The organism is Kitasatospora sp. NPDC056651, from assembly GCF_042792155.1.
Lineage (GTDB): Bacteria > Actinomycetota > Actinomycetes > Streptomycetales > Streptomycetaceae > Kitasatospora.
Genome location: NZ_JBHTWX010000043.1, coordinates 54,944 through 65,602, shown reverse-complemented (window position 1 = coordinate 65,602; position 10,659 = coordinate 54,944). Strand labels below are relative to the sequence as shown.

At 75.7% G+C, this 10,659-nt stretch carries 10 protein-coding genes and 1 pseudogene; 6 read left to right on the top strand and 5 right to left on the bottom strand.

Annotated features, from left to right (window positions below; all coding sequences use genetic code 11):
• Positions 1-159: 159 nt before the first annotated feature.
• Positions 160-552, bottom strand: coding sequence for a ribonuclease (locus ACFRAR_RS18730; protein ID WP_380699189.1), 393 nt, complete (start codon positions 550-552; stop codon positions 160-162).
• Between the two features lie 305 nt (positions 553-857).
• Here ACFRAR_RS18730 and ACFRAR_RS18725 point away from each other — a divergent pair, with 305 nt between their 5' ends.
• Positions 858-2,390: a carboxyl transferase domain-containing protein gene (locus ACFRAR_RS18725; protein WP_380699188.1), complete on the top strand. Its 1,533-nt coding sequence runs from the start codon at positions 858-860 to the stop codon at positions 2,388-2,390.
• Positions 2,391-2,896: 506 nt separating this feature from the next.
• Positions 2,897-3,271 (top strand): transglycosylase SLT domain-containing protein, encoded by a 375-nt coding sequence (locus ACFRAR_RS18720; protein ID WP_380699187.1) that lies wholly within the window; start codon positions 2,897-2,899, stop codon positions 3,269-3,271.
• A 196-nt stretch (positions 3,272-3,467) separates the two neighbouring features.
• Here the strand turns inward: ACFRAR_RS18720 and ACFRAR_RS18715 are convergent, their stop codons facing one another.
• Complete coding sequence (locus ACFRAR_RS18715; protein ID WP_380699186.1) at positions 3,468-3,926, bottom strand: HD domain-containing protein; 459 nt, start codon at positions 3,924-3,926, stop codon at positions 3,468-3,470.
• Between the two features lie 253 nt (positions 3,927-4,179).
• Between ACFRAR_RS18715 and ACFRAR_RS18710 the strand changes: the two genes are divergently transcribed.
• On the top strand, positions 4,180-5,106 hold the full coding sequence (locus tag ACFRAR_RS18710; protein ID WP_380699184.1) for an AEC family transporter: 927 nt from the start codon (positions 4,180-4,182) through the stop codon (positions 5,104-5,106).
• A gap of 202 nt (positions 5,107-5,308) precedes the next feature.
• On the opposite strand, the gene ACFRAR_RS18705 is transcribed toward ACFRAR_RS18710, so the two are convergent.
• Entirely contained in the window at positions 5,309-5,572 is a 264-nt protein-coding gene (locus ACFRAR_RS18705; protein WP_316525377.1) for a dsRBD fold-containing protein, read from the bottom strand.
• A 294-nt stretch (positions 5,573-5,866) separates the two neighbouring features.
• Here ACFRAR_RS18705 and ACFRAR_RS18700 point away from each other — a divergent pair.
• A pseudogene (locus tag ACFRAR_RS18700) lies at positions 5,867-6,709 on the top strand (DMT family transporter); the annotation flags it as partial.
• 210 nt (positions 6,710-6,919) lie between these two features.
• Positions 6,920-7,582, top strand: coding sequence for a DUF6629 family protein (locus ACFRAR_RS18695; RefSeq protein WP_380699183.1), 663 nt, complete (start codon positions 6,920-6,922; stop codon positions 7,580-7,582).
• A gap of 108 nt (positions 7,583-7,690) precedes the next feature.
• Here ACFRAR_RS18695 and ACFRAR_RS18690 read toward each other — a convergent pair whose 3' ends face one another.
• Together ACFRAR_RS18690 and ACFRAR_RS18685 are read right to left on the bottom strand one after the other, a co-directional pair.
• On the bottom strand, positions 7,691-9,046 hold the full coding sequence (locus ACFRAR_RS18690; protein WP_380699182.1) for an MFS transporter: 1,356 nt from the start codon (positions 9,044-9,046) through the stop codon (positions 7,691-7,693).
• Entirely contained in the window at positions 9,043-9,663 is a 621-nt protein-coding gene (locus ACFRAR_RS18685; protein ID WP_380699181.1) for a helix-turn-helix domain-containing protein, read from the bottom strand. The genes ACFRAR_RS18690 and ACFRAR_RS18685 overlap by 4 nt, the downstream gene beginning before the upstream one ends.
• A gap of 263 nt (positions 9,664-9,926) precedes the next feature.
• Here ACFRAR_RS18685 and ACFRAR_RS18680 point away from each other — a divergent pair, with 263 nt between their 5' ends.
• Positions 9,927-10,640, top strand: a complete 714-nt coding sequence (locus tag ACFRAR_RS18680) for an ATP-binding protein (protein WP_380699180.1) — start codon at positions 9,927-9,929, stop codon at positions 10,638-10,640.
• The last annotated feature ends 19 nt before the right edge of the window (positions 10,641-10,659 follow it).

Below are 10,659 nucleotides of genomic sequence, written 5' to 3'. Positions count from 1 at the left end.
GGGGTCCCCCCGCCCCCCCCCCTGGTCCCCTCCGTCGGCGGGGGGGTCCCGTTGCGGGGGGGCGGGGCGGTGGGGGGGGGGGGGCCCGGGGGGGGGGCCGGGGCGCCGGGCGGGGGGGGCCCCCCCGCCGCACCGGGGGCGCTTCAGGGGTGTTCCCGCTCAGCAGGTCTGGTCGATCAGGGAGAACGTGGCGTAGTGGTCGCCGGTGTAGTAGTCCTCCTGGTAGGCCTGGCCGGTCACGATCCGGCGGGCGCCGCGGGTCGGGGAGCCCGGGGTGATGACGGTGTACTCGTGGTAGTAGCCGTAGGACTCGCCGGGCAGGACTCCCTCCCGGTTCTGGAAGACCACGCCGTCCTGGGAGTAGGGGAAGGGTCCGTCGGAGGCGATCAGGCCGAGGGTGTCGGCGGCCTGCGACGGGAGGGCGGAGAGGCAGACCGTGCCGCTCACGGTGGCGTGCGCGTCGGTGGCGACGGCGACCGGGGCGAGGGTCATCAGGGCGACGGCGGTGACGGCGGCGGCGCGAGACTTCCACGCGCGTAGAGTGCGAGTCATGTCCACCAGTGTGGCGAGACACCGTCAACTCCGGAAGCCCTCCGGAAAACTATTAACCAGTGAGTAACTGCCCTTTACCAAAGGAGACTTGAGCCGTACGCCGACCCGCCCGGGCGCCTCCCTGAACCGTCCGCGAAACGCCCACGAACCGCCCGCCCGGCGCAACGGCCGACCGCCGTCGAACAAGTGCCACGGCCGCCCCGGCCGGCCGCGCGGGCACTCGCAGCGCCCGAACCGGGCCGCATAGAGTGCCGTACGGAACGGCGGATCATGGCGGACCGGAACGATCTCTGACGGGGTGGGGCATGGGTACGGTCTCGGGCACATCGCTGACGGCGCACCAGCTGATCGGGCTGCTCGTCGACCCGGACGGCTTCCGGAGCTGGGACGGGCCGCCGCCCGGCCCGCCCACCGACCCCGGCTACCGTGCCTCGCTCGACCGCGCCCGCGAGCGCACCGGCCTGGACGAGGCCGTCCTCACCGGCGTCGGCCTGGTCGACGGCCGTCCGGTCGCCCTGGTCGCCTCCGAGTTCGGCTTCCTCGGCGGCTCGATCGGCGTCGCCACCGCCGAGCGGATCACCCGCGCCGTGGAGCGCGCCACCGCCGAGCGGCTGCCGCTGCTCGCCCTGCCGGTCTCCGGCGGGACGCGGATGCAGGAGGGTTCGGCGGCCTTCCTCTGCATGCTGCGGATCACCGCCGCCGTCCAGGCGCACCGCGCGGCCGGCCTCCCCTACCTCACCTACCTGCGCAACCCCACCATGGGCGGGGTCTTCGCCTCCTGGGGCACGCTCGGCCAGCTGGTCCTCGCCGAGCCGGGCGCCCGGCTCGGCTTCCTCGGCCCCCGCGTGTACGAGGAGCTGCGCGGCGTGGAGCTGCCGGCGGACGTCCAGCGGGCCGAGACGCTCGCCGCTCAGGGCCTGGTGGACGCCGTCGTCCCGCCGCAGGAGCTGCGCGAGCTGCTCCGCCGCACCCTCGCCGTGCTCGCCACCGCGCCGCCCTCCCCTTCCACTGCTGCCACGGCGCCCACGGCCGCGCCCGAGCCCGCCCCCACACCCGGCGCCGACTCCGAGCGCCCCGACGCCTGGGACTCCGTCCGCCGCACCCGCCGCCCGGACCGTCCGGGCGCCCGCGAGCTGCTGCGGCACACCGCCGGGGAACTGGTGCTGCTGGACTCCCCCGGCGGGCGCGGCGGCGCGCTGGTCCGGGCCCTGGCCGTGCTCGGCGGGCGCCCCGTCCTGGTCGTCGGCCAGCAGCGGCGGGCCCCCGGGCAGGAGCGCCCCTTCACCGCCGCCGACCTGCGGGCCGTACGGCGCACCGCGCGCCTGGCCGAGCAGCTCGGGCTGCCGCTGGTCACCGTGGTGGACACGGCCGGCGCCGAGCTGTCCGCCCAGGCCGAGCTGGAGGGCATCGCGGTGGAGATCGCGTACTGCCTGACCACCCTGCTCGCGCTGCGCACCCCCGTACTGGCCGTGCTGCTCGGCCAGGGCTCGGGCGGCGGGGCGCTCGCCCTGCTCCCGGCGGACCGGGTGATCGCCGCCGAGCACGCCTGGCTCGCGCCACTGCCGCCGGAGGGCGCTTCGGCGATCGTCCACCGGGACGGCGCGCACGCGGCCGAGCTGGCCCGCAGCCAGGGGATCGGGGCCCACCACCTGGCCGAGGTCGGGCTGGTCGACGAAGTCGTCCCGGAGCTGCCGGACGCCGCCGAGGAGCCCGAGGCCTTCTGCGCGCGGCTCGGGCAGGCGGTCGGGGCGGCGCTCGGCACCCTGGCGGCGGCCACCGAAGCGGACCGGCTGGCGGCCCGGGCCCTGCGGCACCGGCGGCTGGGCGACCCGCGGTAGGCCCCCGCTTCCGGTGTCCGGCCGGCCGTCGCGACGATGTGGCCCAGGTCTCAGCAGGGCGTTGATCGTCTGCACCCACCGTGCTCCGGCCGGACCCGCGCGTGACGCCCGCGTCCCCTCGAACGGTGAGTGCGCTCACACGTGATCAACACGAACGACGGAGGGTAGTAGACACCGCCGAGGCCACCGCGCGGCCCCGGCCACCCCGGCGTCCGCGCAGCTCAGCGCCCTTCGACGCACCCACCCGGACCGGTCCCTTCGAATCCACGGCCGCGCCGCCCGTACGACCGGGAGTCGTAACCAGGGGGGCTTGGCGACGGCCGATCCCGTCTGCCAACAATGGCTCAGTCGTCAGCCGCACCCGGCACCTGTCCCGCCGGTGAGTGGCTAACCGCCGTGTCACCCCCGTGACCGTCCGGCCCCTGTCCCGGCCGTGGTCCTGGGCGGGGAGCGACCGGCCCAACCCGATTGAGGTCCCCTTCTTGATGCCCGCCTTCAAGCTCCGCATGCGCACTTCCGCCGCCGTTCTCGCCGGCGCCGCCGGTCTGACCGCCCTGGGCGCGGGCGTCCTGCCCGCCACCGCGAACGCCGCCTCCGCCTCCCCGCAGGCCGTCGCCGCCCAGATCGTCCCGGCGAACCAGCTGGCCTCCTTCAACCAGATCATCTCCCACGAGTCCGGCTGGAACGTGACCGCGACCAACCCGAGCTCGGGCGCGTACGGCCTGGCCCAGGCCCTGCCGGGCTCCAAGATGGCCTCGCACGGCTCCGACTGGAAGACCAGCGCGACCACCCAGATCAAGTGGGCGCTGGACTACATGAACGGCCGCTACGGAAGCCCGAACGGCGCCTGGGCGTTCTGGCAGAGCCACCACTGGTACTAAGCCGACCCCGTCGGCCCACCTGCCTCCGACCGTCCCCTGACCACTCCCCCTCACCCCGGGGGCCGGACAGGGACCACCGGGGTGCCCGAGAGGGCCCGGACCCGCGCGACCCGCGTGGTCCGGGCCCTCTCGTGGTTCCACCGGACCCGGCGGTCGCGCGGCCCGGCGGTTCGTACGGTTTACCGCGGCTGGCCCCCTACAGCTCGCCGGTGAGCCCGAGCAGCCCGCGCATCCGCGCGTACTTGGCGGCCAACCGCCCGGCGGTCGCCCGGTCCAGCGCGGCGAGGCGCGCCGGGTCCGAGTTGTGCGCCAGGTCCGCGCGCTTGACCAGCAGCGCGCCCGGCGTGGCCAGGACGCGCGCGGTGTACTCCTCGACCGGCTCGTCCGGACGGCGGGTGAGCGCGTCCACGATCGCCTTGGTCTCCTCGGGAAGCGCGGCCCCGGCCAGCCACTCCCGGCTCAGCCGGCCGTCCTCGACGGTGTCGTGCAGCCAGCCCGCCGCGATCTGCGCCGCGCTGCCGCCGCGCGCCGCCGTCCCGCGGGCGACCGCCGCGATGTGCTCGCCGTACGGATGGCCGTTCTTGTCCACCTGCCCCTGGTGGGCCCGGCGCGCGATCGCCTCCACCTCGGACAGACTCAGGTACTGGTCCTCCACCGGCTCATCGTAGGCCCGGGCCGGACGAGCCGGACGAGCCGGACGAGCCGGACGGGCCGGACGGGCCGGACGAGCCGGACAGTGGGCCCGGGGCCGGGGCTGGGGTCGAGCCCGTCGGCAGCCCCGGCGGCGGCCACTGGTTTACTGCCCCGGGGATTCACGGCTTCGGGGGGTGACCGCGCTCGGGAGTTGACGCCCCCGACGGGAGACCCCCGTCGCATCCGGCAGATCCGTCCGAGCGATCCGAGGAACCATGCCAGCCCTGCATCCCCTGCTGTCCGCCTTCGCGCCGATCTGGGCGCTGACCGGCGCCGGCTACGCCGTCGGCCGCACCGGGCTGCTCGGGCCGCAGGCCGAGACGGTGCTCAACCGGTTCGTCTTCCACGTGGCGATGCCGGCCTCGCTGTTCCTGATGATCTCCCGCACCCCGCTGGACCGCTTCGCCAACGCCTCGATGCTCGCCTTCGCGGCCGGCACCCTGGTCTCGATCGGCCTGGGGCTGCTCGCCGGGCGGCTGCTGTTCCGCCGGAAGCCCGGCGAGCTGGCCATCGGCGCGATGGCCTCCGGCTACGTCAACTCGGCCAACCTCGGCATCCCGGTGACCATGCAGGTGCTCGGCGACGCGTCCTTCGTCGCCCCCGTGGTGCTGTTCCAGATCCTGCTGGTCACCCCCGCCGTCCTGGCCGTGCTGGACGGCGGCGCGGCCGGCCGCCGCGCACTGCTCACGCTGCCCGCGCGCAACCCGATCCTGCTGGCCACCGCGCTCGGGGCGGTCGTCTCGGCGACCGGCGTACACCTGCCCGCCGAGCTGAACCGCTCCTGCGAACTCCTCGGCGGCGCGGGCGTTCCGACCGCCCTGATCACCCTCGGCATCTCACTGCACAACCGGCCCCCGGCGGCGGGCCGCCCGCGCCGCGCCGAGGTCGGGCTGATCGTCGTGCTCAAGACCCTGGTCCAGCCGCTGGTCGCGCTCGCCGTGGCCGGGCCGCTGCTCCACCTGCCCGCGCACCAGTTGCTCACCGTGGTGCTGTTCTCCGCGCTGCCCACCGCGCAGAACGTGTACACCTACTCCCGCGAGTACGAGCAGGGCACCGCCCTCGCCCGGGACGCGGTGCTCTGGTCGACGCTGGTGTCGATGGCGACGCTGTCGGTGATCAGCTGGACCCTCGGGCCCGCCTGACGCGTGGCCCGCCCGGCCCGCGCCCGCTCCTTCCTCGGCTGGGAGACCGGCCTCCACCCCCCGCCTCGACCCCGCCTGGCGCGAGCTGTACGCGAGAAGTCGGCCCGCCCGACTTCTCGCGCCAACGGCCCCGCCGGCGCATGCCCACTCGCCCGGCCGCACGCTGCCGGGCACGCGTTTCCGTCCGGTCTTCGCCCGGTGATCAGTAGATCAGGTAGTCCGGGCGGCGTCCCTCGTCGTCGATCTCCCCGGTGGCCTGGGTCCGCAGCTTGCGCGACAGTTCCTCCAAGGCTCTGGAGGCGGCGACCTCCTCACCGATCCTGGCGAGCGGACGGTCCTCCACGCTCTTCACCGACTCGCCGTGCGCGCTCAGCCCCGGCGCCCTCGCGCCGGTCAGCCTGGCCTCACACGTCGTGTGCACGCCGTCTTCCTCGAAGCTCAGCTCCACGTCCCACTGGTTGTGCATCGCCACACCTCCTGGCGCCGGCCCCCGTCGCCGCCTGTCCGGACCGGCACGGACAGTGCCCCGTGGCGGCCGCTCCCACCAGCGTGCGCCTGCCCCGCCGGTGGCGGCAAGCGCTGCCCGGAAGGCCCGCGGCCCCCGCCGGGCACGGGGCCGCGCCGCCCCGCCCCGCCCGCGTGTCGTGCGATCAGCCCGGCCACCACCCCGGCGGTAGGCTGACGGGAGCGGCCGCGACAGCCGACCCCCTTCTCGGACCCGTCGGCGCGGCACGGGCAGCGACAACCTGGTGGTCCCTCCGTGGCGGTCTTCGTCCTCGCTCTCAGTGCGGCCTGCTGTCTGGGGCTCGGCTTCGTCCTCCAGCAGCACGCGGCGCAGCGAGCCCCGCGCTCCGACCTGCTGCGCTGGCGGCTGCTGCTCGACCTGATGCGGATGCCGCAGTGGCTGCTCGGCACCGGGTTCATGGTCAGCGGACTGATCCTCTCCGCGTTCGCGCTCAACCAGGGCGAGGTGTCCCTGGTCGAACCGCTGCTGGCCACCAATCTGATCTTCGCCATGGCGCTGGCCCGGGTGCTGACCCGGCAGACCCTGGGCCGATCCGGCTGGGGCGGGGTCCTGCTGCTGGCCCTCGGGGTGACGGCCTTCATCGTGGCCGGGCGGCCGACCGGTGGCGGGCCACCCGCCGGGGAGCTGCGGTACTGGCTGGTGGTCGGCACCGTGGTCGGGCTGGTCGTGCTGTTGGTCTCGCTGGCCCGGCGGCTGCCGCTGTTCGAGGAGGCGACTCTGCTGGCACTCGCCGCCGGACTGCTCTACGGCCTCCAGGACGCGCTGACCCGCACCACCACCCAGCGCCTCGACCACGACGGCCTGGCCGCGGTGCTGCGCAGCTGGCAGCCGTACGCGGTGGTGGTGGCGGGTGTGGTCGGGCTGCTGCTGGTGCAGAGCGCCTTCGAGGCCGCACCGCTGCGGATGTCCCTGCCGGCGCTGACGGCCGCCCAGCCGCTGTCCGGGATCGCCTGCGCGGTGGGCTTCCTGGGCGACCGGCTGCGGGTGACACCCGGGGCGCTGGCCTGGCAGTCGGTCGGGCTGCTGGCGATCGTGGTCGGGGTGATCGTGATCGGCCGCCACCCGGCGATGCCCGGGACCGTCCGCGAGACCCTGGAGGGCATCGGGACCCTGCCGGAGGACGAGGCGGAGGAAAGGACCGCGGGGAGGGAAGCGGAGCGGGAGACCGAGAGGGAGGCCGGGAAGGCGGCGGAGAAGGCGGCGGACGGGACGGGGAACCAGCCCGAGGAGCAGCGCACGGACGGGACCGAGGAGGACGGCCGCCCCGGGAGCATCGGGTAAGCCCCGATGTGCTGGAGCGCGCGGGCGGATGCCGTGGCCGGTGGACTGGTCGCGGGCGTCGGGGTGGTGTGCCTGGTCCGCGCCCACCGGTCCGGCCGCCGCGGGCGGTTGCCGCTCGCCGCGCTCCCCCTGGTGCTGGGCGGGCACCAGCTGGTCGAGGCGCTGGTCTGGCTCGGCGCGGACGGCGGGCTGCCGGACGGCCTCGCCGCGGCGGCCCGCACCGTTTGGGCGGTGATCGCCCTTCCGTTGCTGCCCGTGCTGGTTCCCGCCGCCGTGTGGTGCGCGGCCGGTGAACGGCAGCGGCGGATCCTCGCCGCCCTCACCCTGCTCGGTGTGGCGGTCGCCGCCCCGCTCGCCGTGGCCCTCGCGTCCCACCCGGTGTCGGCCGGTGTGCACGGCCATACCCTCGGCTACGCCGTCGGCATCCCCCACCCGGCCCTCCTGCTGGCCGGCTATCTCCTCGCCACCGTCGGCTCCCTCCTGATGAGCGGTGATCACCTGCTTCGCCGGCTCGGTCTCCTCACCGGCGCGGGCGCTGTCGCCTGCGCCCTGCTCTGGCACCTCGCCTTCGTCTCCACCTGGTGCGCCCTCGCGGCCCTGGCCAGCCTGCTGCTCCTCCAGTGGGCGGGCCGCCGGCCGGCTGCCCACGCCGCCGACCCGAACCGCTAGGCCGTGTCTCACGTGGCGGGTCGGCCCCGGCTCGGCGGCCGCCCGTCCAGGGCAGGCCTCCGGCCGGGCACCGGCCCTGTCGGCGGAAGGTCGCTCCCGCACGGCGCCCTACCCGCAGTGCACCGGGTCCGGCTCGGCGGGCACACTGTCCCCCGATTTCCGGAGGCGGTCCATCTCGCGCCACTCGGGCCGGAGACCCGCCAGGGTCGTGGTCCCGAAGTAGAGCGCGCCCGCCGCGACCAGGCTTGGTATCAGGCCGACCAGCGCGACCGACGCGCCGGCGACCAGGCCGCCGAGCGGGATCCCGGCCCAGGACAGCGAGTCGCCGAGGGCGTGCACGCGGCCGAGCAGATGGCGGGGCACCCGCTCGAAGAGCACCGCGCCGAGGATCGGGTTGAGGAAGCCGGAGCCGAAGCCGCCGATCGCGAAGACCGTGAGCACCACCCACATCGGCGCGCCGAAGGCGAGCACCAGGAAGCGGGGGGCGCCGCACAGCAGGTAGCCGACGAAGAAGACCGTGCGGCGGGGCAGCCGGGATGCGACGGCCGCCGCGATCAGGCTGCCGACGACCGCCGTGGCCCCCATGACACCGGCGCACAGCCCGAGGGCCGCCGGTCCGTTGCCGGACTCCCGTGCCCAGACCGGGAGGAGGACGGTCACGAAACCGGCGTCGAGCAGATTGGTGATGCCGACGATCACCGTCACGGCGAGCAGCAGCGGCTCGGACCGCAGGAACGTGAAGCCCTCGCGGAACATCCGCCAGTAGCCGACCGGCCGCTCCCCTTGCTCCGCTCCGGCTTCGGGCGCCGTGGCTACCGGCGGAGCGGGCACCGCCGAGCGCCCCATTCCGCGCGGCAGTGCGAGCGCGATGATCAGCGACCCGAGCGCGAACGTACCCGCGTTGACCGCCAGACCGGCCAGCGGGCCCATCAGGGCGACCAGGCCGCCGCCGGCCGCCGGGCCGATCGTGGAGGCCAGCCGCTCGGTGACGCCCGACAGCCCGGTGGCGCGCTCCATCGGCACCCGGGCGCGGTCGGCCGCCTCCGGGACCATGACGGACTTCGCCAAGTCCCCCGGGCCGCGCATCGCCCCGATCACCGCGACCATCACCAGCAGCACCCAGAACGGGAGCAACCCCTGTGAGTGCAGCAGCGGGACCAGCCCGGCCGCGACCGCGCTGACCGCGTCCGTCGTCCAGGACACCACGCGCGGCCCGAGCCGGTCGACCACCGGCCCTGTCAGTGCCTTGACCGTCACGTACGGCGCCATCTCCGCGAAGGCGACCAGGCCCGTCATGGTGGCACTGCCGGTGGTGGCCAGGACGAACCAAGGCAGCGCGATGGCCGAGACCCGGGTGCCCGTCACCGAGACCACCGTGGCGGCCAGCACCCCGGCCAGCGGCCGGTAGCTACGCCCGGGCCCGTCGACGGCGGATCTCGCGGCGGTGGTCATCGTGTCGGTCATGTGGCGCTCCCCTCATCGGTGTCCTCGCGCACGTCCGGCAGGACGTGGACGACGACCGATACCTGCTCCGACCCCTCCGGGACCGGCCCCTCGGCGCCCACCCACCGGTAGCGCCGGATCACCTCGCTCAGCTCGCCGGAGAGCCGCTCGGCCTCGGTCGGCGTCAGCTGGAGCACCAGGTCACTGAGGTTCAGCGCCCTGCGCCACTCGCGCGGCATCACCTCGAAGGCGTCCAGCGAGCGCTGGGCCGCCAGGGTGTGCGCGGCCAGGACGGACCTCAGGTACCCGGCGGCCTCGCCCAGCTGGTCGTCCGCCATGTCGTCCACCGCCCAGAGCGTGATCCGGTGGGCCGACCGCCACCAGCGCTCGCGGGCGTTGCCGCGCGACTCGTCCTCCTCCACGAAGCCCGCGGCGGCGAGCTGGCGGAGGTGGTAGCTGGTCGCGCCGGAGTTGAGCCCCAGCTCGGCGGCGAGCCGCGTCGCCGTGGAGGGCCCGTGCTTGCGCAGCAGCCCCACCACCTGGAGGCGCACCGGGTGCGCCATCGCCCGCATGCTCTCGGCGGTGAGGGCGACGGCCCGCTGGTCCTCGCTGTGCTTCCAGCCCTGCTCTTCGGTCATGGCAGGAGACTAGAACCGCAAAGAGTTCTTTGCAAAGGGTTTTTCGCGAAGAGTTCTTTGCGATCCGTCCGGAGGTGGCCCCGCCGGACGGCGGGTGTCCGGCCGGCCGCTCGGCGGGGGGCCCGGGAGCCGCCCGCGCCCCGCGGCGGGATTGTCACCCGGGCGGCCGAGGCGCAGGCTGGCAGGAAGGGGCCGGGAAGCGGCCCGCCCCGGCCGGTCGCGGACTCGATGACGGCCGCCGGAGGAGCACGAGGGGCAGGGCGATGGCACGCGGGAGGCTCTGGGGCTACGTCGCGTCGGGGGCCCGGGCGCTCGGCGCGTTCGGCGGCAACGTCGGCGCGGGCGGCCCCGGCCGCCGGGGCGGGTCGGGACATGCGGGCGCGCCGGCGACGGCCGAGGCCGAGGAGGGCCTCGGCCCCTTGACGCCCGGCGTGATGGCCGCGCCCAGGGCGCTCACCCGCCCGGAGCTGGAGCGGCTGCGGTGGACCGGACGGCAGGCCGGCTGCGAGCCGACGGCCCGGCACGTCCAGGTGGCCGACGTGGTCCGCCGGGTGGTGCGCGGCGGCGGCCGGGCGGCGGCCGTCACGGTCCGGATCGCGCCCGGGCTCCCGGTGGTGGCCGCGGACGCCCGACGGCTGGAGGCCGCCGTCGCCGGGCTGGTCGACCACGCGATCCGGCGCAGCCCGGTGGGCGGCCGGGTGCTGGTCCGGGTCGGCGTGGCGGGCGGCGGGTCCGGGCGGCGGGCGCGGGGGCGCGCGGCGGCGAACCGCGGCCGGGTGGAGATCCGGATCTCGGACCGGGGCACCCACGAGTCGTCCGAGGCGCGCGAGTGGCTGTTCGCGGCCGGCCGGCGGGACGGCCGGGCGGGTCCGGCCCTGCACAGCCTGGTGCTGGCCGCGGGCGGACGGCTCGCGGTGGAGACCACCCCCGGCGGCGGGCTGACCGTGGTCCTGCTGCTGTCCGTCGCCCACGACTGACGCCCCGCGCTCCCCACAC

Bases quoted from the DNA above. Each gene is read 5' to 3' on its own strand.
- ACFRAR_RS18730 (WP_380699189.1), bottom strand. From the start codon at position 552: ATGACTCGCACTCTACGCGCGTGGAAGTCTCGCGCCGCCGCCGTCACC.
- ACFRAR_RS18725 (WP_380699188.1), top strand. From the start codon at position 858: ATGGGTACGGTCTCGGGCACATCGCTGACGGCGCACCAGCTGATCGGG.
- ACFRAR_RS18720 (WP_380699187.1), top strand. From the start codon at position 2,897: ATGCGCACTTCCGCCGCCGTTCTCGCCGGCGCCGCCGGTCTGACCGCC.
- ACFRAR_RS18710 (WP_380699184.1), top strand. From the start codon at position 4,180: ATGCCAGCCCTGCATCCCCTGCTGTCCGCCTTCGCGCCGATCTGGGCG.
- ACFRAR_RS18705 (WP_316525377.1), bottom strand. From the start codon at position 5,572: ATGCACAACCAGTGGGACGTGGAGCTGAGCTTCGAGGAAGACGGCGTG.
- ACFRAR_RS18695 (WP_380699183.1), top strand. From the start codon at position 6,920: ATGTGCTGGAGCGCGCGGGCGGATGCCGTGGCCGGTGGACTGGTCGCG.
- ACFRAR_RS18690 (WP_380699182.1), bottom strand. From the start codon at position 9,046: ATGACCGACACGATGACCACCGCCGCGAGATCCGCCGTCGACGGGCCC.
- ACFRAR_RS18685 (WP_380699181.1), bottom strand. From the start codon at position 9,663: ATGACCGAAGAGCAGGGCTGGAAGCACAGCGAGGACCAGCGGGCCGTC.
- ACFRAR_RS18680 (WP_380699180.1), top strand. From the start codon at position 9,927: ATGGCACGCGGGAGGCTCTGGGGCTACGTCGCGTCGGGGGCCCGGGCG.